Raw genomic sequence first — 23,367 nt, 5'->3', positions numbered from 1 at the left:
ATTACAACTTTCAAAAGCAATAATGTTTACGAAAACAGCCTTTAAAAATAAAAAAAAATCAGGCCATCGCCTGATATCAATTGTTATGTATATGGTGGAGCTTAGCGGGATCGAACCGCTGACCTCCTGCGTGCAAGGCAGGCGCTCTCCCAGCTGAGCTAAAGCCCCGGAATAAATGGAGCGGGTGATGAGAATCGAACTCACGACCAGAGCTTGGAAGGCTCTTGTTTTACCATTAAACTACACCCGCATTATCTAAAAGCAGTATTGTCTGTCTTTCTAAATCTTATACAAAGATGGTGGAGGGGGACGGATTCGAACCGCCGAACCCGGAGGGAGCGGATTTACAGTCCGCCGCGTTTAGCCACTTCGCTACCCCTCCACATAAAAAAAGAATCGATCTAGACATGTTACTGCGTCTAAAAGCAGTTGCATGAAGACTATTCCTCGTAACAGCAATTTTATTTTTAGTTCGATAAAAATAAAATTGTGGTGCCGGCTAGAGGACTTGAACCCCCAACCTACTGATTACAAGTCAGTTGCTCTACCAATTGAGCTAAACCGGCATAAATGGTGGAGGATGACGGGTTCGAACCGCCGACCCCCTGCTTGTAAGGCAGGTGCTCTCCCAGCTGAGCTAATCCTCCAAAAGTTATGTTCAGTTAAAGAAAAGTTGGTGACCCGTACGGGATTCGAACCCGTGTTACCGCCGTGAAAGGGCGGTGTCTTAACCGCTTGACCAACGGGCCATATTATTTTTATGATATGGAGCTTCCAACCGGGCTCGAACCGGTGACCTCTTCCTTACCATGGAAGCACTCTACCTGCTGAGCTATGGAAGCAAAAAGTAATGGCTCCACAGGCAGGACTCGAACCTGCGACCGATCGGTTAACAGCCGATAGCTCTACCACTGAGCTACTGTGGAATAATATAATTTACGTATTTTGAGATAAAGCCCAGCGACGTCCTACTCTAACAGGGGGAGACCCCCAACTACCATCGGCGCTGAAGAGCTTAACTTCCGTGTTCGGTATGGGAACGGGTGTGACCTCTTCGCCATCATCACTGGACCTAGTACTCTCAAAATCATATATCCTGTTGGGACAAGATAAATTTTATTATATTTCCATACATTTTGCAAGAGATTTTTTAATGATTTTCATCATATTATGTTCTCTCAAAACTAGATACGACGTTTCCAAACGATTCATGCAATATTAAGGATAAGCCCTCGACCGATTAGTATCTGTCAGCTCCACGTGTCACCACGCTTCCACACCAGACCTATCAACCTCATCATCTCTAAGGGGTCTTACTCACTTAACGTGATGGGAAATCTCATCTTGAGGGGGGCTTCATGCTTAGATGCTTTCAGCACTTATCCCGTCCACACGTAGCTACCCAGCTATGCCCCTGGCGGAACAACTGGTACACCAGCGGTGTGTCCATCCCGGTCCTCTCGTACTAAGGACAGCTCCTCTCAAATTTCCTGCGCCCGCGACGGATAGGGACCGAACTGTCTCACGACGTTCTGAACCCAGCTCGCGTACCGCTTTAATGGGCGAACAGCCCAACCCTTGGGACCTACTTCAGCCCCAGGATGCGATGAGCCGACATCGAGGTGCCAAACCTCCCCGTCGATGTGGACTCTTGGGGGAGATAAGCCTGTTATCCCCAGGGTAGCTTTTATCCGTTGAGCGATGGCCCTTCCATGCGGAACCACCGGATCACTAAGCCCGACTTTCGTCCCTGCTCGACTTGTAGGTCTCGCAGTCAAGCTCCCTTGTGCCTTTACACTCTGCGAATGATTTCCAACCATTCTGAGGGAACCTTTGGGCGCCTCCGTTACTGTTTAGGAGGCGACCGCCCCAGTCAAACTGCCCGCCTGACACTGTCTCCGAACCGGATCACGGTTCAAGGTTAGAATTTCAATACAGCCAGGGTAGTATCCCACCGACGCCTCCACCGAAGCTGGCGCTCCGGCTTCTCAGGCTCCTACCTATCCTGTACAAGCTGTACCAAAATCCAATATCAAGCTGCAGTAAAGCTCCATGGGGTCTTTCCGTCCTGTCGCGGGTAACCTGCATCTTCACAGGTACTATAATTTCACCGGGTCTCTCGTTGAGACAGTATCCAAGTCGTTACACCTTTCGTGCGGGTCGGAACTTACCCGACAAGGAATTTCGCTACCTTAGGACCGTTATAGTTACGGCCGCCGTTTACTGGGGCTTCAATTCAGAGCTTCTCCCGTAAGGGATAACCCCTCCTCTTAACCTTCCAGCACCGGGCAGGTGTCAGCCCCTATACTTCACCTTGCGGTTTCGCAGAGACCTGTGTTTTTGCTAAACAGTCGCTTGGATCTATTCACTGCGGCTCTCTCGGGCGATAAACCCTATCAGAGCACCCCTTCTCCCGAAGTTACGGGGTCATTTTGCCGAGTTCCTTAACGAGAGTTCTCCCGATCATCTTAGGATTCTCTCCTCGCCTACCTGTGTCGGTTTGCGGTACGGGCACCTCTTTCCTCACTAGAGGCTTTTCTTGGCAGTGTAGGATCAGGGACTTCGGTACTAAAATTTCCCTCGCCATCACAGCTCAGCCTTCACGTTGGACGGATTTGCCTATCCAACAGCCTAACTGCTTAGACGCACTATTCCATCAGTGCGCTCACCCTACCTTACTGCGTCCCCCCATTGTTCAAACGGAAAGGAGGTGGTACAGGAATATCAACCTGTTATCCATCGCCTACGCTTTTCAGCCTCGGCTTAGGCCCCGACTAACCCTGAGCGGACGAGCCTTCCTCAGGAAACCTTAGGCTTTCGATGGACAAGATTCTCACTTGTCTTTCGCTACTCATACCGGCATTCTCACTTCAAAGCGCTCCACCAGTCCTTCCGGTCTGACTTCACTGCACTTCGAACGCTCCCCTACCCCTGTACCTAAAGGTACAAGCCATAGCTTCGGTGATACGTTTAGCCCCGTTACATTTTCGGCGCAGAGTCACTCGACCAGTGAGCTATTACGCACTCTTTAAATGGTGGCTGCTTCTAAGCCAACATCCTGGTTGTCTGGGCAACTCCACATCCTTTGCCACTTAACGTATACTTTGGGACCTTAGCTGATGGTCTGGGCTGTTTCCCTTTTGACTACGGATCTTATCACTCGCAGTCTGACTCCCGCGGATAATTCTCTGGCATTCGGAGTTTGACTGAATTCGGTAACCCTGTGGGGGCCCCTAGTCCAATCAGTGCTCTACCTCCAGGAATCTTGCCGCGAGGCTAGCCCTAAAGCTATTTCGGGGAGAACCAGCTATCTCCACCTCCAGGAATCTTGCCGCGAGGCTAGCCCTAAAGCTATTTCGGGGAGAACCAGCTATCTCCGTGTTCGATTGGCATTTCACCCCTACCCACACCTCATCCCCGCACTTTTCAACGTGCGTGGGTTCGGGCCTCCATTCAGTGTTACCTGAACTTCACCCTGGACATGGGTAGATCACACGGTTTCGGGTCTACGACCACGTACTATGTCGCCCTATTCAGACTCGCTTTCGCTGCGGCTCCGTCTATTCAACTTAACCTTGCACGGGATCGTAACTCGCCGGTTCATTCTACAAAAGGCACGCCGTCACCCGTTAATGGGCTCCGACTACTTGTAGGCACACGGTTTCAGGATCTCTTTCACTCCCCTTCCGGGGTGCTTTTCCCCTTTCCCTCACGGTACTGGTTCACTATCGGTCACTAGGGAGTATTTAGCCTTGGGAGATGGTCCTCCCGGATTCCGACGGGGTTTCACGTGTCCCGCCGTACTCAGGATCCACTCAGGAGGGAACGAAGTTTCAGCTACAGGGCTGTTACCTTCTTTGGCAGGCCTTTCCAGACCGCTTCACCTACTTCGTTCCTTTGTAACTCCATGTAGAGTGTCCTACAACCCCAGAGGGCAAGCCCTCTGGTTTGGGCTGTTTCCGTTTCGCTCGCCGCTACTCAGGAAATCGCATTTGCTTTCTCTTCCTCCGGGTACTTAGATGTTTCAGTTCCCCGGGTCTGCCTTCTCATACCCTATGTATTCAGATATGGATACCATCCCATTACGGATGGTGGGTTCCCCCATTCGGAAATCCCCGGATCAGTGCTTACTTACAGCTCCCCGAGGCATATCGGTGTTCGTCCCGTCCTTCTTCGGCTCCTAGTGCCAAGGCATCCACCGTGCGCCCTTTCTAGCTTAACCTTATATGATGTTTACACATCAAAGATTCTTGCTTTGGCGCAGATAAATAATCTATCTGCCTTGCATTACTTTGTTTGGATGTCGATATCTAGTTTTCAAAGAACATATAAAATAACCCTTTCATAAAAAATCTTAGAAAAGTGTTATTTAGTTGAGAGAGAGTTCTCTCAAAACTGAACAAAAGGCAAAAGGTGTACTTACGAAACAGTCGAAGCTGTTTCATAATCTCCATAGAAAGGAGGTGATCCAGCCGCACCTTCCGATACGGCTACCTTGTTACGACTTCACCCCAATCATCTGTCCCACCTTCGGCGGCTGGCTCCCAAAAGGGTTACCCCACCGACTTCGGGTGTTACAAACTCTCGTGGTGTGACGGGCGGTGTGTACAAGGCCCGGGAACGTATTCACCGCGGCATGCTGATCCGCGATTACTAGCAATTCCGGCTTCATGTAGGCGAGTTGCAGCCTACAATCCGAACTGAGAATGGCTTTTTGGGATTGGCTTGGCCTCGCGGCTTCGCAACCCTTTGTACCATCCATTGTAGCACGTGTGTAGCCCAGGTCATAAGGGGCATGATGATTTGACGTCATCCCCACCTTCCTCCGGTTTGTCACCGGCAGTCACCTTAGAGTGCCCAACTGAATGCTGGCAACTAAGGTCAAGGGTTGCGCTCGTTGCGGGACTTAACCCAACATCTCACGACACGAGCTGACGACAACCATGCACCACCTGTCACTCTGTCCCCCGAAGGGGAAAGCTCTATCTCTAGAGTGATCAGAGGATGTCAAGACCTGGTAAGGTTCTTCGCGTTGCTTCGAATTAAACCACATGCTCCACTGCTTGTGCGGGCCCCCGTCAATTCCTTTGAGTTTCAACCTTGCGGTCGTACTCCCCAGGCGGAGTGCTTAATGTGTTAACTTCAGCACTGAGGGTGGAACCCCCCAACACCTAGCACTCATCGTTTACGGCGTGGACTACCAGGGTATCTAATCCTGTTTGCTCCCCACGCTTTCGCGCCTCAGCGTCAGTTACAGGCCAAAAAGCCGCCTTCGCCACTGGTGTTCCTCCACATCTCTACGCATTTCACCGCTACACGTGGAATTCCACTTTTCTCTCCTGCACTCAAGTCTCCCAGTTTCCAATGACCCTCCACGGTTGAGCCGTGGGCTTTCACATCAGACTTAAGAGACCGCCTGCGCGCGCTTTACGCCCAATAATTCCGGATAACGCTTGCCACCTACGTATTACCGCGGCTGCTGGCACGTAGTTAGCCGTGGCTTTCTGGTTAGGTACCGTCAAGGTACGAGCAGTTACTCTCGTACTTGTTCTTCTCTAACAACAGAGCTTTACGACCCGAAGGCCTTCATCGCTCACGCGGCGTTGCTCGGTCAGGCTTTCGCCCATTGCCGAAGATTCCCTACTGCTGCCTCCCGTAGGAGTCTGGGCCGTGTCTCAGTCCCAGTGTGGCCGATCACCCTCTCAGGTCGGCTACGCATCGTCGCCTTGGTGAGCCGTTACCTCACCAACTAGCTAATGCGCCGCGGGCTCATCTGTAAGTGTCAGCCGAAACCGACTTTCAAAAAAGAAACATGCGTTTCTTCTTATTATCCGGTATTAGCCCCGGTTTCCCGGAGTTATCCCCGTCTTACAGGCAGATTACCCACGTGTTACTCACCCGTCCGCCGCTAAATCAGAGGAGCAAGCTCCTCTTCATTCGCTCGACTTGCATGTATTAGGCACGCCGCCAGCGTTCATCCTGAGCCAGGATCAAACTCTCCATAAAAGTGTTTGACTTGCTCTAATTTGTTACTGACGGAATTAATTCTTAATTCCTTACCTTTGCTTTTGTTCAGTTTTCAAAGAACTTGTTTATTTAAAGCTTGCCGCTCGTTTTGGCGACTTTTATAAGATACCACCGTTTAACAGCTGATGTCAACCGCTTTTTTTAGTGAATCTTAATTTGTTTATAACGCCGCTGTAAAAGCGACAAGAAATAATATACCACCATGTTTATGTAATGGTCAACAGTTTTTCAGGAAAAAAATCAATTTCTTTGTTTTGATCTTAAGTACCTTCTGCAATCGGCTGGTTTTGCAAACCGGCAAAATAAACGATAAATGATTTGATACCTTTCTTCAAGAACTGATTTTACGATTCCATCAATTTTTTGATCTTCTAGATCATACATCAGTTCTTCCATTTCTTTTTTTAGCACATATTCGAATTCATTAAGTTCCTGATGATTCAACAGCATTCCTATCAAAACAAAACACCCCGCTTAGCATTTTCTTTTATCATTATTGCCACGAAAAAGCTCTGTTATTATTTTTGGGTTTTTCTTAAATATCCGTCATATCTTGTCCAGAGAGTCATAAATATTCTGTAAGGAAGTATGGACAAGGGGGTAAAGTGTAAATGAAATTTTTCTTTGTCATAAACGGTAAAAAAGTAAAACAATACATGGTTGTTGTGTTTGCAGCATTTTTTGCTGCCTCCCTCGCTTTCGTGGGACAGCAGCAGCTATCCGTCTTCTCATCAAAAGACGGTCCTCGGGCAATATACAAAGGGGAAGATCAGGGTAATAAAGTTTCCTTGACCTTTGACATCAGCTGGGGTGACAAACGGGTCACACCGATCCTGGATATTTTAAAAGAAAAAGGCGTAAAGAATTGCACCTTCTTCTTATCAGCTGCTTGGGCTGAACGACATCCTGATATTGTTGAACGAATCGTGAAAGATGGTCATGAGGTCGCGAGTCTCGGTTATCAATATAAAAGCTATACCGAGTGGGAAGATAAACAGATCAAAAGAGATATTCTTTTAGCTCAAGAAAAGATCAAAAAGGTTTCCGGCAAAATGACTTCTCTTCTTCGTCCGCCGAATGGGAATTTCGATGAGCGTGTTCTTAATATTTCTGAGGACTTGAATCATACCGTTGTTCATTGGAGCATTGATACGAAGGACTGGAAAAACCCAGGTGTAAACAAGATTGTTACTTCAGCAACTGACGGCACTAAAGCAGGAGATATCATTTTGCTTCATGCATCTGATTCCGTTAAGCAGACACATAAAGCACTTCCTCAAATTATTGATAAATTAAAAGGCGACGGTTTTAAACTGGTAAGCGTCAGTGAGATGATCGCCAATACAGAAGCAAGCAGCAAAGAAGTTAACTGATAAAAAGCAAAAAGCCCATGCATTTAAGATGCAATGGGCTTTTTTTGATTGTTCTTCTGCAGTAATCTGTGCAGCATTAAAATTTGATACGTATTACATAGCATTAATGGAACAAATCCCATCCAAAGGGATAGAGCATTGTTTTCTTTAAGCACAGGCACCCATTCTAGAATGGTTACAACCGTAATAAAGAAAAGCGTTGGGATAAATGCTACGTTAGATGTTTGCTTAACTTTTAAGTATGCAATAATCAAACCATATACTAAAATCGCCAGTGGTATAACAATATAGTTCACAATACTGTCGCCTTCTTTATGAAAGGACGTATATCTTAAATAAAATAAATCAAAAAGTACTACAGCGATAAGAACAAGCTGCACACCATTCCATAAGCGGTGACTCTTAAAGATACCTAAGCCAAAACGGTGAACAGTCAAATAAGCAAAGAAGCCCATCTGGCTAAAAACACTGAAAAGGGCTCCAAAGCCGATCAGTCCAAAAATGTATAATAACAGCTCAAACATGGTGCTGTTCTCAGGAAATTTTAATATGAGTCCTACAGTGATGGCACTCACAATTCCGATTAAAAGTGTGGTTATAAATAAAAAGAGCCAACTTTTGATTTTCACGCTTGTTTTCCCCCTCTAACTTGCTCCGTTACGATTGTACCAATGTCTTTTTTAAATTGCCAGTTTTCCTTTAAATAACCAGTATAAATAAGTCTTAAAAATCAATCCTAATGATATATAGCCCACTTGAAAGGAGGAGGAAACCAGTTGAAAAAAATATACATTTTCCTCTTTTGTATCATTATGGCCTCTCTTACGGGCTGTGCTCAAAATGAAGCCCAGGGAAGTTCCCAGATTGATTATGAAACGACAAAGAAGATGTTTGTCGACTTATTAAAAACAGATGAAGGAAAAAAAGCAATAAAAGAAGTATTATCCGATAAAGAAATTCAGCAGGAAATCCTGATTGATCAAGAAGTAGTAAAACAGACGATTGAACAGCAGCTTCTTTCTGAAAAAGGACAGAAGTTCTGGCAGACACTTTTTAAAGACCCTAAGTTCTCTGTAGCTTTTGCAAAAAGTATGCGAAAAGAACACGAAAAGCTGATGAAGGATCTTATTAAAGATCCGCAATATCAGGCAGAAGTGATGAAAATCATGCAGAATCCGCAAATGGCTCAAAAGCTTTTAGGACTTGTTGATACACAGCCAGTAAGGAAAGAAATGAAAAAGGTTATGCTTGAAACATTTGAAAGCCCAATTGTTCAGGCCCAGATTCAAGAAATGCTGAAAAAAGTTGCACATGATGAAATCGATCAGTCCATTTCGAAAAAAGAAAAAGAAGCATCTGGCGGCGGTCAGCAAGAGCAGGAACAACAATCAGCACAATAAAAGCCTCTCAATCAAGAGAGGCTTTTTTTATTTTGTTTTTTCAATTATGGTCTTTGCCATATTGATATAATGCTCACCGATTGGATGAGTCTGCTCATACACACTTGGCGCAAAATCATCTTCTTTTATTTCAGGCTGACCTAATGGAATCTGCCCAAGCAAAGGAACGTTTAATTCTTCCGCTAATCGCTTTCCTCCATCTTTGCCAAAAACATACTCTTTTTCGCCAGTGGACTCGCTTTGGAAATAAGCCATGTTTTCTACAATCCCAAGAACTTCATGATTCGTCTTAATCGCCATCGTTCCAGCTCTTGCTGCAACAAACGCTGCAGTCGCATGAGGTGTTGTTACGATTACTTCTTTACATTTTGGAAGCATCTTATGAACGTCTAATGCAACATCCCCTGTTCCAGGAGGAAGGTCGAGAAGAACATAATCGAGATCTCCCCATTCTACTTCGCTAAAGAAATTCATAAGCATTTTACCAAGCATCGGTCCGCGCCAGATAACGGGTGCGTTATCTTCTACAAAGAATGCCATGGAAATGACTTTTACTCCAAAACGCTCAACAGGGAAAATTCGATCACCTTTTACTTTAGGACGCTCAGTGATTCCCATCATATCCGGTACACTGAAACCATAAATGTCTGCGTCGATCAATCCGACTTTTTTTCCTAATCTCGCAAGAGCTACCGCTAAGTTGACGGAAACCGTTGACTTCCCTACTCCGCCTTTACCGCTTGCGATCGCAATAAATTCAGTCTTGCTGTTTTCGGACAGAAGTGTTGTAGCTCCAGTCTGCTGCTGTTGTTGTGGCTGGCTATCTGTCTGAACATCATCTCTTTTTTCAAAGCGCAAACCGACTGACTCGACGCCAGCGTTCTTAAGAACTTGTACGATCTGCTGCTGCAGCTGCATTTGTTCTGGTGTTCCTGTATGCGCAAGGCCGATCTTTAAACCAACATAGCCTTCTTTTATTTTAAGCTCACGAATACTCCCGGAGTCCACCATGCTTTTATGTAAATAAGGGTCTTGAATAGAACTTAACAGCTCGATTACTTTTTCTTCTGTAAGCACATAGACACATCCTTTACCTCTAAAATTCTTTTTCAGTATATCACAACCTTACATTACTAGCATGAAAGCGGTTTTCTTTACTCTCTTTTACTGTTTTCTAGGTTGTTTTATAAATACACCTCATTGGATTGAAGCGGAAGGTGCGAGACTACGGCGGGATCAGCGGGACAGGTGATACCTCGGCAGGCTCCATTAGCCTAGGGGGCTCACCGCACGCCCCGCGGAAAGCGAGCACCTGGAGCGGAAATCAACCGCTTCAGAAGCTTAAAAAAGAAAAAACTCCTTAATCATAAGGAGTTTTAGGAGGTGTTTCATTGGTATAGTACCTGAGCATTCCTTGATAAATAGAAGCAGCCACTTTTTGCTGGTACGACTTCGTCTTTAGCAATTCGCGTTCTGTTGGATTAGATAAGAATCCTACTTCAACTAGTGCCCCTGGAACTTCAGCTGACCGGAGCAGGTATAGCCCTTCAATTGATTTTGCGAATCGGTTAGTATTTTCAAGATTCCGCTTTATTTCATCTTGAATAAATAGCGATACCGCTTCACCCTCTTCTCTTCCAGGATGGTAAAAAACTTGAGCGCCTCTCCATCTGGAGGAAGGCAATGAATTTAAATGAATACTGATAAATAAGTCCGCATGATTTTCGTTAATGATTCTTTTACGTTCTTTTAAATCTTCCCATTTCCGATGCCTAAGTTTTCTTGTTCCTTTTTCAGCCAAGTCTTTGTCTGTTTCACGGGTCATGATAACAAGCGCTCCCGCTTCCTGCAAATAATCTCGCAGCATAACTGAGATGTTTAAGGCGATTTCTTTTTCCAGCACTTCACCATCACCAATGGCACCGCCATCTGCACCGCCATGACCGGGATCGATAACGATAACTTTCCCGGATAGCGGCAAGTTCCATGCACGCCATGAATCATTATCTAATATACGATAGGTGAAAATAAAGATAAGGACTGCGCACCCTAATGCAAATGTGGCTCCCTTCACCCACTTCTTCATGTTTTGTCCCCCTATACAAGCCATATATCACTATGTATATGGGACAAGAAAGAATTTATAACTTAATGAAGCTTATTGCAGTTTCATCCTGTAGCGTTTTTCACCGTTTCTATACCCTTCCATCCACCATACATGGACAAAAGCTTCACAGCAGAGATGCAGTGATTCCATCATCATCTCTGTACCCCAGCACCAGAACTGCCAATATTCAAAAAGGCCGTCTGCGATTGCTTTTTGTTTTTCATATGAACGATCTTTAATTTTTTCCAGTGTTTCACCGTGGTAAGCGAAACGGCTGTAACCCGCGCCTAGCAGATATGAGTCGATAGCCATATCAATGCATGCGTCCTCAATATCATTTTGATACAGAAGCGAGTATTGGAAAAACGGCTGGAACAACCGCTGAAATTCCTTTTTTATGTTAGCAAGTGATAAGTCGCGAAGTACTTTCCGCTCGAAATTTTCTTTTTTATAGCGCTGTTTTTCTCTGAAGTTGTTTAAAACGATAGCCATTCTTTCTCCCCTTCCTGCGTTTTTACTTTACGCATTGTTTTTCCTTACCTTTATTTTTCTCAAAGGAAGGATTATCGACACTGCATAAAAGATGGTAAGGGAAAAGCTGGCATTGCGTTAAAAAAGAATACCGGCTGAAAAAGAAGATTCGTTCATTTCACAGCGTTTTTATCATGAATCCAAAAGTTTTGTCCTTGAATCCAGAAATTCGGCCCTTGAATCCACGAGTTTCAGCACCCAATCCACAAAAAATGATGATTTATCCACGAGTTTACAATCCTCGACAAAATGTGCAAGCATAAAGCAAGAATAAAACAAAAAAACCCGCTCTCCAAAGAGAACGGGGTTTTGATAAAACGTATAAAGATTAACGTTTTGAGAACTGAGGTGCACGACGAGCGCCTTTAAGTCCGTACTTCTTACGCTCTTTCATACGAGCGTCACGAGTAAGGAATCCAGCTGCTTTAAGAGATCCGCGGTACTCAGGGTCTGCTTCTAGAAGCGCACGAGAGATACCGTGACGGATAGCTCCTGCTTGTCCAGTGTATCCACCGCCATGAACAGTTACTAATACGTCATACTTATCAGTTGTTTCAGTTGTGTTAAGTGGTTGCTTAACGATAAGCTTTAATGTTTCTAATCCGAAAAATTCGTCTATATCACGTCCGTTGATAACGATACGGCCTTCACCAGGAACTAATCGTACACGTGCTACGGAGTGCTTACGACGTCCAGTGCCATAATATTGTACTTGTGCCACGTAAATACCCTCCTTTTTTATCCGCGTAACTCGTAGTTTTCAGGTTTTTGTGCTTGATGGTTGTGCTCAGCTCCAGCATATACGTGAAGCTTTTTGAACATTTGGCGACCAAGGCTGTTCTTTGGAAGCATACCTTTGATTGCTAGCTCAAGCATTTGAACCGGACGAGTTGTACGCATTTCTAATGCAGTTCTCGTACGAAGTCCACCTGGGTGTCCAGTGTGGCGGTAATAAATTTTGTCAGTCAATTTCTTACCTGTTAATTCGATCTTTTCTGCGTTGATGATGATCACGTGATCACCAGTGTCAACGTGTGGTGTATAAATAGGCTTATGCTTACCGCGAAGGATAGAAGCAACTTCACTGGATAGACGTCCAAGAGTCTTGCCTTCAGCGTCGATCACAAACCATTTACGTTCTACTTCAGAAGCTTTCGCCATGAAAGTCGTACGCATGTGTTTTCCCTCCTGTATCTTCAATCAAATTCAATTATATTCAATGTGAACATTTCCCAAAATATCTCCGGGGCATGTGGACGATATCTTTAGAAATACCAAATAATATCTTATAATATATAAACAACGATGTCAAGCGTATCCTAAATATTATTCAGGATTCTCTTAGTAATTTACTTGATATAAATAAAGTCCATGAGCAGGTGCTGTTTTTCCAGCTAGCGCACGGTCTTCTCCTGCGATGATGGCCTTAATCTCTTCAGGCTTTCTTTTGCCTTGTCCAACCTCTAAAAGAGTCCCCGTGATAATCCTCACCATGTTATACAAAAAGCCGCTGCCTTTGATTTTAAAGGTCAGGGTCTCACCTTCTTCAAGCAATTCCAATGCGAAGATCATTCTTACCTTATCCGCTACTTCTGAACGTGCAGATGAAAAAGAGGTGAAATCATGAGTTCCTAAAAAATAGCCGCACGCTTTTTGGATATCTCTAATGTTCAATGGGTATGGATAATGAAACATGTGGTTCCTTCTAAAAACATCAGGCTCTTTACTTACGAGCAGTTTGTAATGATACTCCTTGCTTGATGCCGAAAAACGTGAATGAAACGAGTCAGGTACCTCTGCCACGTCTTTTATCAATATGTCACCCGGCAGCATCGCGTTTAAAGCTTTACCCCAGGCATCACTTGGTATGTTCATTTCTGTATCAAAATGAAACACTTGGCCGACCGCATGCACACCGGCATCAGTGCGGCCAGAGGCTGAAATCTGTACAGCCTCTCCTTTATGCATCTTTTGAAGAACAGACTGAATCGTGCCTTGCACCGTTCTTCCGCTAGGCTGTATTTGGTATCCGGCAAAATCTGTTCCGTCATAAGCTACGGTTACTTTCAGACGAGCCATTGTTCCTTCTCCCTTTTAACTGCGTAATAGAAATAGCGATAATGTGAGCAAGATCAGCAGCACTAAAGCAAATGTATCCCGGTTATGCCACTCCAGCGCCCTCAATCTTGTTCTGCCTTCACCGCCGCGGTAGCCTCTTGCTTCCATAGCAAGTGCAAGCTCTTCTGCACGTTTAAACGAAGATACAAACAAAGGAACAAGAAGCGGAACAAAGGCTTTTGCCCGTTCTTTTATCGGACCGCTTGTGAAATCTGCACCTCGTGCCATCTGTGCTTTCATGATCTTCTCTGTTTCTTGTAAAAGTGTCGGTATAAAACGGAGTGATATCGACATCATCAAAGCAAACTCATGGACAGGCAGCTTCCATTTTTTCAACGGTCCAAGCAGATGTTCAAGCCCGTCTGTAATATCAATCGGTGTTGTAGTCAGCGTCAGCAATGAGGTCATTAACACAAGCAATAGAAGTCTCATCGCGATAAAAATACCTTGGATCACTCCGCCTTCATATATTTCAAACCAGCCCGCTTTATAAAGCACGTCTCCTTCTTTTGTTAAAAAGATGTGCAGGAGCATCGTAAATACAACTAGAATAAGGATGGGCTTAAGTCCTTTATATAAAAACCGCAGCGGAACTTTGGATGCTGAGATGGTGACAGCCGTAAAAGCAATCAGCAGGCCGTATGTGATCCAGTTATTAGCTAAAAAAACAATGAATAAATAAAAGAATGCAGCGATCAGCTTTGAGCGTGAATCCATACGGTGCAGAGGAGACGATGCCGGGTAATACTGACCAATAATTACGTTTTGCAGCATGCTAGCTCCCCCTCTTCTTGAGAGCTTGTCCCAGACATTTAGCCAGATCTTCTATCGTAAAATCCGAAAGTGACAGATTCTGTCCTGACTTCTCGTTCCATTTCAAAAGAAATTGAACCGTTTCAGGTACATCCAATCCTGCCGCTTGAAGGGCTTTTCTCTCATTGAAAATCTCGCTTGGCTTTCCGTGCAAATAAAGTTCACCCTTATGCATCACAGCAATCTCATCAGCATACTTTGAGGCATCCTCCATGCTGTGAGTAACCAGCACAGTTGTTAACTTATTTTTTTGATGAAGATCGTAAAATAAATCCATGATTTCTACACGGCCGGATGGATCCAGCCCTGCAGTCGGTTCATCAAGAATAAGAACTTCTGGATTCATAGCAAGCACACCGGCGATTGCTACTCTTCTCATCTGGCCGCCGCTTAAGTCGAACGGAGACTTACTTAAAACCGTTTGCGGCAGTCCTACCATCTCAATCACTCTTGATGCTGTATTCTTCGCTTCTTCTTCCGGCATCCCAAAGTTGCGGGGGCCAAACATGATATCCTTTTCTACTGTTTCTTCAAACAGCTGATGTTCCGGATATTGAAATACGATTCCTGCCTTTTTGCGAAGCGGCTTTAAATCTTGCTTTTTTCCGCCAGCCTCTAAAAGGATGTCACCCATTTTTATAGAACCCGCCGATGGTTTCAACAGGCCATTCAAATGCTGAATAAGTGTAGATTTTCCAGACCCCGTATGTCCGATGAGCGCAAAGAACGTTTCATCAGAGATGTCCAGATTCACATCATGAAGAGCCCTTCTTTCAAATGGTGTTCCTTGCATATAACGATGTTCGAGTTGCTTTATGCTAATTTCCATAATGCATTCACCAGCTCTTCCTGCGTTAAATAGCCTCTATCAAGCTCGACTCCCTGCCGGCGAAGAGCTTCGCTTAATTTTAGTGAAAACGGTAAATCCAGACCAGCAGACTTCAGCAATTCACGCTGCTGAAAGATTGAATCAGGTTTCCCTTCTGCTGCTTTTTCCCCCATTTTCATGACGACGACTCTGTCTGCACTTAGCGCTTCCTCTAAATCATGAGTGATTGAAATAACAGTTATGCCTTCATTTTGATTAAGTTCACGAACTGTTTCCATCACTTCAATCCTGCCGATCGGATCGAGCATTGAAGTCGCTTCATCTAATACAATGACAGAAGGCTTTTGTGCTAAAATACCCGCAATCGCTACTCTCTGTTTTTGACCGCCTGATAATTGATGAGGTTCTTGATTTAAGAAAGCTTCCATGCCGACCCGCTGTACACTTTCATTTATCCGCTTAATCATCTCGTCACGGGGAACACCGAAGTTTTCAAGGCCAAATGCAATATCGTCTTGAACGCTCGTCCCGACAAATTGGTTATCAGGATTCTGAAAAACCATACCTACTTGCCTGCGAATTTCCCATATATCATCCTGGCGTGCTGTTTCGTACTCAGATACATTTACAGTACCCTCATTAGGCAGCAGCAGTCCATTCAGCAACTTTGCTAAAGTAGACTTGCCAGAACCGTTATGGCCGACAATGGACAGCCATTCGCCCTTATATACGTCTAAGCTGACATTCTTTAATGTAGCTGTTTCTTCTCCTGGATAAAAAAAGGTCACATCTTTAACCGAGATGATGTTTTCCATGTGACATCCTCCTCTTAGCTGCTGCTATTCTAAGCTGCTCTCTGCTCTCATTAGTTTAAAAAGCTCTGTTTCTATTAGTGTTAATGCTAAGGCTGGATTTCCTTTACATTAAATAATGAGTTAATTAGAGCTTTTAAAGCTTTTGTTTCTTGCTTCCCTGACTAGTTGATTGGAGCGCAAGGTGCGAGACTCCTGCGGGACGAGTGGGACAGGTGAGACTCCTAAAGGCGCAAAGCGCCAGGAGGCTCACCGCCCGCCCCGCGGATAGCGAGGACCTGGAGCGCAAATCAACTCTTCCAAAGGAGCGACAAAGCTCTACGTTATCAGTTTTTAATCAAATAAAAAAGGGCAAGATTGTCATCGAAGACTTGATCCCGCCCTTTAAGTAACGTTTATTATACTAATTCAATGATAACCATTGGTGCACCATCACCACGGCGAGGGCCGATTTTTGCGATGCGAGTGTAACCACCGTTACGCTCAGCATAGCGAGGTGCAAGATCACTGAAAAGTTTTTGAAGAGATCTTTGGCCAGACTCACTGTCTGCTACTTCGTTACGAAGGAACGATGCAGCTTGACGGCGAGCATGAAGGTCTCCACGCTTACCAAGCGTAATCATTTTTTCAGCAAATTTACGAACTTCTTTTGCACGTGCTTCTGTAGTTTCAATACGCTCGTTGATGATTAAATCAGTAGCTAAATCACGAAGCATTGCTTTACGAACCGCAGATACACGACCTAACTTTTGGTATCCCATGCTTGTATTCCCTCCTCTGCGCGTTTCTCTCTCGTCTTGAAAAAGCGCGTATTACGAATTAATCGTCAGCGCGTAATGAAAGACCCAGCTCATCAAGCTTCTCTTGAACTTCTTCAAGAGACTTCTTGCCAAGGTTGCGTACTTTCATCATGTCTTCTTCAGACTTATTCGCAAGTTCTTGTACTGTATTAATGCCAGCACGCTTTAGGCAGTTGTAAGAACGAACAGAAAGATCAAGTTCTTCAATAGTCATTTCAAGAACTTTTTCCTTTTGGTCTTCTTCTTTTTCTACCATAATCTCAGCGTTCTGAGCCTGATCTGTTAAGCCAACAAAAATGTTTAAATGTTCGCTAATGATCTTCGCACCAAGAGAAACTGCTTCCTCTGGACGAATGCTCCCATCAGTCCATACATCAAGCGTTAGCTTATCATAGTTTGTTACTTGTCCTACACGAGTGTTTTCTACTTGATAATTCACACGAGAAATAGGTGTGTAAATTGAATCAACAGGAATAACACCGATAGGCAGGTCTTCGCGTTTATTGCCTTCTGCCTGTACATATCCACGACCACGCTTAGCATGAAGCTTCATTTGGAAATGAGCTCCCTTTGCAAGTGTTGCGATATGAAGATCCGGATTAAGGATTTCTACATCGCTGTCATGAGTAATGTCACCAGCTGTTACGACGCCTTCACCTTGGATGTCGATTTCAAGTGTCTTTTCTTCATCAGAGTAAATCTTCATTGCAAGCTTCTTCAAGTTCAAGATGATTGTAGTAACATCTTCAACCACACCTTCAACTGTTGAGAACTCATGCAATACGCCATTAATCTGAATAGATGTAACTGCTGCACCAGGTAGTGAGGACAACAAGATACGACGCAAGGAGTTGCCTAGTGTAGTCCCGTATCCACGTTCAAGTGGTTCAACAACAAACTTTCCGTATGTGGCATCGTCGCTGATTTCAACCGTCTCAATTCTTGGCTTTTCGATTTCGATCATTCAACTGAACCCTCCTTCAAACGTCGAATCTCGGCTGGATTGTTCCAGCCGAAATTCCCCATAGGCATTCCGACTTATCTTTTGCCAAAACTTTTACTATAACCATTATAGACAAGTTAAGGAATTATATACCGTGTATATTGTTACACACGACGGCGTTTTGGCGGACGGCAACCGTTGTGAGGTACAGGAGTAACATCACGAATAGCTGTTACTTCTAAGCCTACCGATTGAAGGGCACGGATTGCTGCTTCACGTCCAGCTCCTGGTCCTTTAACGGATACTTCCAACGTCTTCATACCATGTTCCATTGCAGTTTTACCAGCTGTTTCAGCTGCCATTTGTGCTGCGAACGGAGTAGACTTACGAGAACCTTTAAATCCTAGGTGACCAGCAGTCGCCCAAGAGATTGCGTTCCCGTGCGTGTCAGTAATCGTAATGATCGTGTTGTTGAATGTAGAACGGATATGTGCTACGCCGACTTCAACATTCTTTTTGACACGACGCTTACGTGTATTAGTCTTACGTGCTTTTGCCATTTAGAGTTTACCTCCTTTACTTACTTTTTCTTATTCGCTACAGTACGACGAGGTCCTTTACGAGTACGGGAGTTGTTCTTCGTGTTTTGACCACGTACTGGTAATCCACGACGATGACGAACACCACGATATGCTCCGATCTCGATTAGACGCTTGATGTTTAATGAAACTTCACGGCGAAGGTCACCCTCCACTTTGTGTCCATCGATGACTTCGCGGATTTTATTTAATTCATCTTCAGTAAGATCACGAACTCGTGTATCTTCAGAAACGCCAGCTTGAGCAAGAATTTGCTGTGCTTTTGTTTTACCGATACCAAAGATGTATGTTAATGAGATTACTACTCGCTTATCACGAGGAATATCTACACCTGCAACACGTGCCATAATTTTTGCACCTCCTGTATATTAACCTTGTTTTTGTTTATGTTTCGGATTTTCACAGATCACCATTACAGTGCCTCTGCGGCGAATCACTTTACACTTTTCACATATTGGCTTGACTGATGGTCTTACCTTCATTTTTATAACCTCCTTATGTCACGGAGTACATTGATTATTTAAAACGATACGTTATACGACCACGTGATAAGTCATACGGAGACAATTCTACGGTTACTTTATCTCCTGGAAGAATTCGAATGTAGTGCATGCGAATCTTTCCAGAAACGTGCGCTAGAACTTTGTGTCCGTTTTCTAGTTCAACACGAAACATGGCGTTCGGCAAAGGTTCAATAACTGTACCTTCTACCTCGATAACATCATCTTTAGCCATCGACTTGATCTCCCTTCTTCAGAGCAATGACTTTCTCGTCGGAAAACTTCGCTACTGCATAACGCAATTTGCCATTGGTTACACGACCTGTTTCAAGAATGCTTTTAACAACTTCCGGAGAAATAAAATCCAGCAGCTCTAAATGGTTCAGGTTTTTTCGTTTGGCGCGATCGAACTTGCGCTTGTCGCCATCGGCTACGAGAACAAAACGTCCATCGAGAATGCCGACTATAACACCCAACCGATCTGCGTCTCTTCCTTTTAGTATCCGAACCAGCTGTCCTAAATTCGGTACCGAATCAGATTCGCTTACCATCTCATCACCTTCACCTAGATCTTTGTTAAGATTTCAAAGCCTTCCTCCGTAATGACAACTGTGTGTTCAAAGTGAGCACACCATTTGCCATCCGTTGTGACAACCGTCCAGTTATCGGATAATGTTCGAACATAGCGAGTTCCCGCATTAATCATCGGTTCAATTGCTAGAACCATGCCCTTTTTCAGTACCGGCCCTTTACCAGGCGGTCCGTAATGAGGAATTTGCGGGTCCTCATGCAAGTCCTGGCCTATCCCGTGTCCGACATATTCGCGGACAACAGAAAAACCTTCTTCCTCAGCATACTTTTGTATCTCATGAGAAATATCAGTTAACCGGGCACCGGCTTTTGCTTTTTCAAGTCCTCTATATAAAGACTCTTCGGTTACATCCAGTAGTTTTTGAGCTTCCTCAGAAATCTCTCCAACTCCATACGTCCAAGCGGAATCACCATGATATCCGTTGTACTTCGCCCCAATATCTATAGAGATAATGTCGCCATGGTTCAGTACGCGTTTACCTGGAATCCCATGTACAAGTTCTTCATTAACAGAAGCACAGATGCTTCCGCTAAAACCATTATAGTTTTTAAATGAAGGGATTGCACCTTGGCTGCGGATAAACTTATCAGCAATTTTGTCCAGTTCCTTAGTAGTTATGCCAGGCTTAATGTGTTTTTTTAACTCTTGATGAGTTAAGGCAACGATGCGACCTGCCTCCCGCATGATTTCAATCTCTCGCGGTGTTTTGCAGATAATCATTTCGCCAATCCCCCAATAAGTTGGTCAATGTCTTGAAAGACTTTGTCGATATCCTGATCACCATTAATGTTTTTCAGGTAACCTTTATCACCATAAAAATCAAGCAGTGGTTTAGCCTGCTTCATGTTTACATCTAAACGGTTTCGAACGGTCTCTTCATTATCATCTTGACGTTGGATAAGCGTACCGCCGTCTTTATCACATACTCCTTCAACCTTTGGCGGGTTGAATATTACATGATACGTGCTTCCGCATGTTTGGCAAATCCGACGACCCGTTAATCGCTGCATAAGCTTATCCGAATCAACTGAAATGTTTAGAACATAATCAATCTTTCGGGAGAGCTCTTGTGTGATCTCTTCCAGGGCTTCCGCTTGGGCAACTGTCCGAGGGAATCCATCTAGTAAAAATCCTTTTTCGCAGTCCTTTTTAGAAAGTCGGTCACGTACGATGCCGATTGTAACTTCGTCAGGAACGAGGTTACCCGCATCCATGTACGATTTTGCCTCAAGTCCAAGAGGAGTCTCCTCTTTAATTGCTGCTCGGAACATATCTCCAGTAGAGATATGTGGAATTCCGTACTTCTCAACAATTCTTTCTGCTTGAGTACCCTTACCTGCTCCGGGTAATCCCATTAAGACTAGATACATCTAATCCCTCCATAAATCACAATCGTCTTTTTTTAAACAGAGCATGCCGGGAAGAATAATCTTCCCACGCCCTTATTTAATGAAGCCTTTGTAGTGCCGCTTGATCAGCTGGCTCTCAATTTGCTTCATGGTGTCTAGTGCCACACCTACAACAATCAGCAAGCTTGTTCCACCAATTTGAATGGCTGGCGGAAGGTTCAAACCTGGAATCGCTGTAAAGACAACTGGCAGGACTGCAATAGCAGCCAGGAAAAGAGATCCAACAAACGTTAATCGATACAGAATTCTTGTTATATAAGTTTGAGTGTTAGCCCCTGGACGAATGCCAGGAATGTATCCACCCTGCTTTTTTAAGTTTTCCGCCATTTGCTCCGGATTTACCTGGATGAACGTATAGAAATACGAGAATCCGATAATTAGGAGCGCATATATAATCATTCCGACTGGCTTCGTGTAGTCAAACGTGTTGATAATCCAAGCCGTAACATCATTCTGTCCGAAGAAGCCTGCAACAGTTCTTGGTGTGATAATCAAGGAAATCGCAAAGATAACCGGGATAACACCTGCTGCGTTAACTTTTATCGGAAGATGAGTAGACTGGCCGCCAACAGGCTTTGTTCCAACGACCCGTTTTGCATACTGAATCGGGATTTTCCGAACACCTTGTTGAATAAAGATAACACCCATAATGATGAGTACAACTGCAATCGCCAGCAGTACAACCGTAACAATGTTCATGAACATCTGGTCGTTGCCGCCTTCGAATTGAGTTGTGAAAAGCTGATTAACTGCTGTAGGAATAGCTGCGGCAATCCCCGCAAAAATTAGAACTGAAATTCCGTTTCCAATCCCCTTAAGGGTAATCTGCTCACCTAACCACATTAAGAATGCAGTACCTGCAGTTAAAACTAACGCGATAAATAGATACGTAGTCGGGCTAGGGTTTTGAATAAGTCCTGGAAAAAGATTGTTAAAACCGATAGACATACCGATTGCTTGGATAAAACCAAGAACGATCGTTCCATAACGTGTGAACTGAGCTAATTTCTTTCGCCCGACTTCACCTTGCTTACTCCATTCCGTAAACTTAGGCACAACGTCCATCTGCAGAAGCTGCACGATGATCGATGCTGTAATGTACGGCATGATACCCATAGCGAAAATGGAGAAGTTTTGTAACGCTCCACCGCCAAACGTATTTAAAAAACCAAAAATGTTAGCACTGTCGCCTGTACTGAATTTCAGTACATCGCGATTCACACCAGGAACGGGAATGAATGTTCCAAGACGGAACACCACCAGCATCGCAAGTGTAAACAATATTTTGTTTCTCAGATCACCCACACGCATAATGTTGGAGATTGTCTGGAACATTAGATCACCTCAGTTTTTCCGCCCGCTGCTTCAATTGCTTCTTTAGCAGAAACAGAGAATTTGTGCGCCTTAACTGTAAGCTTAACTTCCAACTTGCCATTACCTAAAACTTTGATACCGTTCTTAAGATTGCTTACTACTCCTGTTTCAAGAAGAAGTTCAGGAGTTACCTCTGTGCCCTCTTCAAAACGTACAAGCTTCTCAAGATTTACAACTGCATACTCTTTACGAGTAGGGTTTGTGAATCCGCGCTTCGGTAAACGACGTGCTAGTGGATTTTGTCCACCCTCGAATCCTGGTCTTACTCCACCGCCTGAACGTGAGTTTTGACCTTTATGTCCTCGACCACTTGTTTTACCATTTCCTGATCCGATACCGCGACCTACACGGTTGCGAACTTTACGGGATCCTTCTGATGGCTTCAACTCATGAAGTTTCATCTGAGCACCTCCTCATGATTTATTTATCTTATTAAGCTTCTAATTCTTTCACTGTTAAAAGGTGAGATACCTTGTTAACCATACCGCGGATAGCCGCGTTATCTTCGTGTACAACTGTCTGGTGCATTTTGCGCAAACCTAGTGTCTTAACAACAACACGCTGGTTTTCCGGACGGCCGATAACACTGCGAGTGAGGGTGATTTCTAATTTCTTAGCCATCTAAAGTTCCCTCCTTAACCTAAAAGCTCTTGTACTGATTTGCCACGAAGCTTCGCAACGTCTTCAGCACGCTTTAAATTTTTCAATCCTTCAATTGTTGCACGAACCATGTTGATTGGGTTGTTAGATCCAAGTGACTTAGAAAGGATGTCACCTACACCAGCAAGCTCCAATACCGCACGTACAGGTCCACCAGCAATTACCCCAGTACCTTCAGATGCAGGCTTTAAGAATACGTTACCTGCTCCAAAACGTCCAACTACTTGGTGAGGAATTGTTGTTTTTACAATCGGTACAGTTACTAAGTTTTTCTTAGCATCTTCAATCGCCTTACGGATCGCTTCTGGTACCTCTTGGGCTTTACCAGTACCGAATCCAACGTGACCATTTTTGTCACCTACGACAACCACTGCAGCAAAGCGGAAACGACGTCCACCTTTTACTACCTTAGCTACACGGTTAACCGTAACGACGCGTTCTTCAAGTTCAAGTTTGTTAGGGTCGATACGCATCAGGTTC

Annotated in this window: 26 protein-coding genes, 8 tRNA genes and 3 rRNA genes; 2 read left to right on the top strand and 35 right to left on the bottom strand. The window is 44.4% G+C overall.

The genetic code is table 11. The features are described from left to right. Positions 1 to 92 precede the first annotated feature (92 nt). The 12 genes from ABE41_RS00885 to ABE41_RS00830 all read right to left on the bottom strand — a co-directional run bounded on the left by ABE41_RS00885 (position 93) and on the right by ABE41_RS00830 (position 6,477). Positions 93 to 168 (bottom strand) — tRNA-Ala (locus tag ABE41_RS00885). Positions 169 to 176: 8 nt separating this feature from the next. Then, positions 177 to 250: transfer RNA gene (locus ABE41_RS00880), tRNA-Gly, on the bottom strand. A gap of 47 nt (positions 251 to 297) precedes the next feature. After that, positions 298 to 382 (bottom strand) — tRNA-Tyr (locus ABE41_RS00875). Positions 383 to 490: 108 nt separating this feature from the next. Then, positions 491 to 566: transfer RNA gene (locus ABE41_RS00870), tRNA-Thr, on the bottom strand. Positions 567 to 571: 5 nt separating this feature from the next. After that, positions 572 to 647, bottom strand: a tRNA-Val gene (locus ABE41_RS00865). 27 nt (positions 648 to 674) lie between these two features. Next, positions 675 to 749 (bottom strand) — tRNA-Glu (locus ABE41_RS00860). A 17-nt stretch (positions 750 to 766) separates the two neighbouring features. Further along, positions 767 to 842, bottom strand: a tRNA-Thr gene (locus ABE41_RS00855). Between the two features lie 9 nt (positions 843 to 851). Continuing rightward, positions 852 to 926, bottom strand: a tRNA-Asn gene (locus ABE41_RS00850). A 29-nt stretch (positions 927 to 955) separates the two neighbouring features. Next, a 5S ribosomal RNA gene (gene rrf / locus ABE41_RS00845) occupies positions 956 to 1,071 on the bottom strand. Positions 1,072 to 1,220: 149 nt separating this feature from the next. Beyond that, a 23S ribosomal RNA gene (locus ABE41_RS00840) occupies positions 1,221 to 4,222 on the bottom strand. A 234-nt stretch (positions 4,223 to 4,456) separates the two neighbouring features. Then, a 16S ribosomal RNA gene (locus ABE41_RS00835) occupies positions 4,457 to 6,006 on the bottom strand. The 16S, 23S and 5S rRNA genes sit together here with 8 tRNA genes alongside, the layout of an rRNA operon. 261 nt (positions 6,007 to 6,267) lie before the next feature. After that, on the bottom strand, positions 6,268 to 6,477 hold the full coding sequence (locus ABE41_RS00830) for a hypothetical protein (protein WP_253805472.1): 210 nt from the start codon (positions 6,475 to 6,477) through the stop codon (positions 6,268 to 6,270). 161 nt (positions 6,478 to 6,638) lie between these two features. On the opposite strand from ABE41_RS00830, the gene pdaB reads away from it, so the two are divergent. Then, positions 6,639 to 7,400: a polysaccharide deacetylase family sporulation protein PdaB gene (pdaB, locus tag ABE41_RS00825; RefSeq protein WP_066285596.1), complete on the top strand. Its 762-nt coding sequence runs from the start codon at positions 6,639 to 6,641 to the stop codon at positions 7,398 to 7,400. A 23-nt stretch (positions 7,401 to 7,423) separates the two neighbouring features. Here the strand turns inward: pdaB and ABE41_RS00820 are convergent, their stop codons facing one another. Next, entirely contained in the window at positions 7,424 to 8,029 is a 606-nt protein-coding gene (locus ABE41_RS00820) for a KinB-signaling pathway activation protein (protein ID WP_066285594.1), read from the bottom strand. A gap of 147 nt (positions 8,030 to 8,176) precedes the next feature. On the opposite strand from ABE41_RS00820, the gene gerD reads away from it, so the two are divergent. Next, positions 8,177 to 8,800, top strand: coding sequence for a spore germination lipoprotein GerD (gerD, locus tag ABE41_RS00815; RefSeq protein WP_253805412.1), 624 nt, complete (start codon positions 8,177 to 8,179; stop codon positions 8,798 to 8,800). A 27-nt stretch (positions 8,801 to 8,827) separates the two neighbouring features. On the opposite strand, the gene ABE41_RS00810 is transcribed toward gerD, so the two are convergent. The 22 genes from ABE41_RS00810 to rpsE form a co-directional block, all read right to left on the bottom strand. Next, positions 8,828 to 9,877 (bottom strand): Mrp/NBP35 family ATP-binding protein, encoded by a 1,050-nt coding sequence (locus ABE41_RS00810; RefSeq protein WP_066285592.1) that lies wholly within the window; start codon positions 9,875 to 9,877, stop codon positions 8,828 to 8,830. A gap of 283 nt (positions 9,878 to 10,160) precedes the next feature. Further along, on the bottom strand, positions 10,161 to 10,886 hold the full coding sequence (cwlD, locus tag ABE41_RS00805; RefSeq protein ID WP_066285590.1) for an N-acetylmuramoyl-L-alanine amidase CwlD: 726 nt from the start codon (positions 10,884 to 10,886) through the stop codon (positions 10,161 to 10,163). 72 nt (positions 10,887 to 10,958) lie between these two features. After that, on the bottom strand, positions 10,959 to 11,399 hold the full coding sequence (locus tag ABE41_RS00800) for a DUF2521 family protein (RefSeq protein ID WP_066285589.1): 441 nt from the start codon (positions 11,397 to 11,399) through the stop codon (positions 10,959 to 10,961). Between the two features lie 367 nt (positions 11,400 to 11,766). Continuing rightward, entirely contained in the window at positions 11,767 to 12,159 is a 393-nt protein-coding gene (gene rpsI, locus ABE41_RS00795; protein WP_066237857.1) for a 30S ribosomal protein S9, read from the bottom strand. A 17-nt stretch (positions 12,160 to 12,176) separates the two neighbouring features. Then, positions 12,177 to 12,614 carry a 50S ribosomal protein L13 gene (gene rplM / locus ABE41_RS00790; protein WP_066285587.1) on the bottom strand — a complete coding sequence of 146 codons (438 nt, stop codon included), beginning with the start codon at positions 12,612 to 12,614 and terminating at the stop codon, positions 12,177 to 12,179. A 165-nt stretch (positions 12,615 to 12,779) separates the two neighbouring features. After that, positions 12,780 to 13,517: a tRNA pseudouridine(38-40) synthase TruA gene (truA, locus tag ABE41_RS00785; protein ID WP_066285585.1), complete on the bottom strand. Its 738-nt coding sequence runs from the start codon at positions 13,515 to 13,517 to the stop codon at positions 12,780 to 12,782. A gap of 15 nt (positions 13,518 to 13,532) precedes the next feature. Then, positions 13,533 to 14,330: an energy-coupling factor transporter transmembrane component T family protein gene (locus ABE41_RS00780; protein ID WP_066285583.1), complete on the bottom strand. Its 798-nt coding sequence runs from the start codon at positions 14,328 to 14,330 to the stop codon at positions 13,533 to 13,535. A 1-nt stretch (position 14,331) separates the two neighbouring features. Next, positions 14,332 to 15,198: an energy-coupling factor ABC transporter ATP-binding protein gene (locus ABE41_RS00775; RefSeq protein WP_066285581.1), complete on the bottom strand. Its 867-nt coding sequence runs from the start codon at positions 15,196 to 15,198 to the stop codon at positions 14,332 to 14,334. Beyond that, entirely contained in the window at positions 15,183 to 16,013 is an 831-nt protein-coding gene (locus ABE41_RS00770; RefSeq protein ID WP_066285579.1) for an energy-coupling factor ABC transporter ATP-binding protein, read from the bottom strand. Before ABE41_RS00770 ends, ABE41_RS00775 begins: the two co-directional genes overlap by 16 nt. 395 nt (positions 16,014 to 16,408) lie before the next feature. Then, entirely contained in the window at positions 16,409 to 16,771 is a 363-nt protein-coding gene (gene rplQ, locus ABE41_RS00765) for a 50S ribosomal protein L17 (protein WP_066285577.1), read from the bottom strand. A gap of 58 nt (positions 16,772 to 16,829) precedes the next feature. Beyond that, positions 16,830 to 17,774 (bottom strand): DNA-directed RNA polymerase subunit alpha, encoded by a 945-nt coding sequence (locus tag ABE41_RS00760; protein WP_066285575.1) that lies wholly within the window; start codon positions 17,772 to 17,774, stop codon positions 16,830 to 16,832. A gap of 143 nt (positions 17,775 to 17,917) precedes the next feature. Next, entirely contained in the window at positions 17,918 to 18,313 is a 396-nt protein-coding gene (gene rpsK, locus ABE41_RS00755) for a 30S ribosomal protein S11 (protein WP_066285572.1), read from the bottom strand. A gap of 20 nt (positions 18,314 to 18,333) precedes the next feature. Beyond that, positions 18,334 to 18,699 carry a 30S ribosomal protein S13 gene (gene rpsM / locus ABE41_RS00750; RefSeq protein WP_066285569.1) on the bottom strand — a complete coding sequence of 122 codons (366 nt, stop codon included), beginning with the start codon at positions 18,697 to 18,699 and terminating at the stop codon, positions 18,334 to 18,336. A 21-nt stretch (positions 18,700 to 18,720) separates the two neighbouring features. Further along, positions 18,721 to 18,834, bottom strand: coding sequence for a 50S ribosomal protein L36 (rpmJ, locus tag ABE41_RS00745; protein WP_007203526.1), 114 nt, complete (start codon positions 18,832 to 18,834; stop codon positions 18,721 to 18,723). Positions 18,835 to 18,868: 34 nt separating this feature from the next. Continuing rightward, positions 18,869 to 19,087: a translation initiation factor IF-1 gene (infA, locus tag ABE41_RS00740; protein ID WP_066237890.1), complete on the bottom strand. Its 219-nt coding sequence runs from the start codon at positions 19,085 to 19,087 to the stop codon at positions 18,869 to 18,871. After that, positions 19,080 to 19,403, bottom strand: a complete 324-nt coding sequence (locus ABE41_RS00735) for a KOW domain-containing RNA-binding protein (RefSeq protein WP_066285567.1) — start codon at positions 19,401 to 19,403, stop codon at positions 19,080 to 19,082. Before ABE41_RS00735 ends, infA begins: the two co-directional genes overlap by 8 nt. 14 nt (positions 19,404 to 19,417) lie before the next feature. Then, positions 19,418 to 20,164, bottom strand: a complete 747-nt coding sequence (gene map / locus ABE41_RS00730; protein ID WP_066285564.1) for a type I methionyl aminopeptidase — start codon at positions 20,162 to 20,164, stop codon at positions 19,418 to 19,420. Continuing rightward, positions 20,161 to 20,814: an adenylate kinase gene (locus ABE41_RS00725; RefSeq protein WP_066285562.1), complete on the bottom strand. Its 654-nt coding sequence runs from the start codon at positions 20,812 to 20,814 to the stop codon at positions 20,161 to 20,163. The genes map and ABE41_RS00725 overlap by 4 nt, the downstream gene beginning before the upstream one ends. A 72-nt stretch (positions 20,815 to 20,886) precedes the next feature. Continuing rightward, the gene (gene secY / locus ABE41_RS00720; protein WP_066285560.1) at positions 20,887 to 22,188 is read right to left on the bottom strand and encodes a preprotein translocase subunit SecY; all 1,302 of its coding nucleotides are present in this window, start codon (positions 22,186 to 22,188) and stop codon (positions 20,887 to 20,889) included. Next, positions 22,188 to 22,628: a 50S ribosomal protein L15 gene (rplO, locus tag ABE41_RS00715; protein ID WP_066285559.1), complete on the bottom strand. Its 441-nt coding sequence runs from the start codon at positions 22,626 to 22,628 to the stop codon at positions 22,188 to 22,190. Before rplO ends, secY begins: the two co-directional genes overlap by 1 nt. Positions 22,629 to 22,659: 31 nt before the next feature. Then, a complete protein-coding gene (gene rpmD / locus ABE41_RS00710; RefSeq protein WP_066285557.1) occupies positions 22,660 to 22,848 on the bottom strand; it encodes a 50S ribosomal protein L30 in 189 nt (62 codons plus the stop codon). Between the two features lie 14 nt (positions 22,849 to 22,862). Beyond that, complete coding sequence (gene rpsE / locus ABE41_RS00705; protein WP_066285555.1) at positions 22,863 to 23,363, bottom strand: 30S ribosomal protein S5; 501 nt, start codon at positions 23,361 to 23,363, stop codon at positions 22,863 to 22,865. Between the last annotated feature and the right edge of the window lie 4 nt (positions 23,364 to 23,367).

The sequence above is a fragment of the Fictibacillus arsenicus genome, assembly GCF_001642935.1.
Taxonomy (GTDB): domain Bacteria; phylum Bacillota; class Bacilli; order Bacillales; family Fictibacillaceae; genus Fictibacillus; species Fictibacillus arsenicus_B.
The sequence above is the reverse complement of the archived record's forward strand: the minus strand, read 5'-3'. Positions and strand labels throughout refer to the sequence as shown.

What these genes read in the sequence shown, in the direction of transcription:
- rpsM (WP_066285569.1), bottom strand. Translation starts at nt 18,699, where the DNA reads ATGGCACGTGTTGCAGGTGTAGATATTCCTCGTGATAAGCGAGTAGTA.
- ABE41_RS00775 (WP_066285581.1), bottom strand. Translation starts at nt 15,198, where the DNA reads ATGGAAATTAGCATAAAGCAACTCGAACATCGTTATATGCAAGGAACA.
- ABE41_RS00725 (WP_066285562.1), bottom strand. Translation starts at nt 20,814, where the DNA reads ATGTATCTAGTCTTAATGGGATTACCCGGAGCAGGTAAGGGTACTCAA.
- secY (WP_066285560.1), bottom strand. Translation starts at nt 22,188, where the DNA reads ATGTTCCAGACAATCTCCAACATTATGCGTGTGGGTGATCTGAGAAAC.
- ABE41_RS00760 (WP_066285575.1), bottom strand. Translation starts at nt 17,774, where the DNA reads ATGATCGAAATCGAAAAGCCAAGAATTGAGACGGTTGAAATCAGCGAC.
- rplO (WP_066285559.1), bottom strand. Translation starts at nt 22,628, where the DNA reads ATGAAACTTCATGAGTTGAAGCCATCAGAAGGATCCCGTAAAGTTCGC.
- rplQ (WP_066285577.1), bottom strand. Translation starts at nt 16,771, where the DNA reads ATGGGATACCAAAAGTTAGGTCGTGTATCTGCGGTTCGTAAAGCAATG.
- rpmJ (WP_007203526.1), bottom strand. Translation starts at nt 18,834, where the DNA reads ATGAAGGTAAGACCATCAGTCAAGCCAATATGTGAAAAGTGTAAAGTG.
- truA (WP_066285585.1), bottom strand. Translation starts at nt 13,517, where the DNA reads ATGGCTCGTCTGAAAGTAACCGTAGCTTATGACGGAACAGATTTTGCC.
- pdaB (WP_066285596.1), top strand. Translation starts at nt 6,639, where the DNA reads ATGAAATTTTTCTTTGTCATAAACGGTAAAAAAGTAAAACAATACATG.
- rpmD (WP_066285557.1), bottom strand. Translation starts at nt 22,848, where the DNA reads ATGGCTAAGAAATTAGAAATCACCCTCACTCGCAGTGTTATCGGCCGT.
- rplM (WP_066285587.1), bottom strand. Translation starts at nt 12,614, where the DNA reads ATGCGTACGACTTTCATGGCGAAAGCTTCTGAAGTAGAACGTAAATGG.
- cwlD (WP_066285590.1), bottom strand. Translation starts at nt 10,886, where the DNA reads ATGAAGAAGTGGGTGAAGGGAGCCACATTTGCATTAGGGTGCGCAGTC.
- ABE41_RS00830 (WP_253805472.1), bottom strand. Translation starts at nt 6,477, where the DNA reads ATGCTGTTGAATCATCAGGAACTTAATGAATTCGAATATGTGCTAAAA.
- rpsK (WP_066285572.1), bottom strand. Translation starts at nt 18,313, where the DNA reads ATGGCAAAAGCACGTAAGACTAATACACGTAAGCGTCGTGTCAAAAAG.
- ABE41_RS00800 (WP_066285589.1), bottom strand. Translation starts at nt 11,399, where the DNA reads ATGGCTATCGTTTTAAACAACTTCAGAGAAAAACAGCGCTATAAAAAA.
- ABE41_RS00735 (WP_066285567.1), bottom strand. Translation starts at nt 19,403, where the DNA reads ATGGTAAGCGAATCTGATTCGGTACCGAATTTAGGACAGCTGGTTCGG.
- ABE41_RS00770 (WP_066285579.1), bottom strand. Translation starts at nt 16,013, where the DNA reads ATGGAAAACATCATCTCGGTTAAAGATGTGACCTTTTTTTATCCAGGA.
- map (WP_066285564.1), bottom strand. Translation starts at nt 20,164, where the DNA reads ATGATTATCTGCAAAACACCGCGAGAGATTGAAATCATGCGGGAGGCA.
- ABE41_RS00780 (WP_066285583.1), bottom strand. Translation starts at nt 14,330, where the DNA reads ATGCTGCAAAACGTAATTATTGGTCAGTATTACCCGGCATCGTCTCCT.
- infA (WP_066237890.1), bottom strand. Translation starts at nt 19,087, where the DNA reads ATGGCTAAAGATGATGTTATCGAGGTAGAAGGTACAGTTATTGAACCT.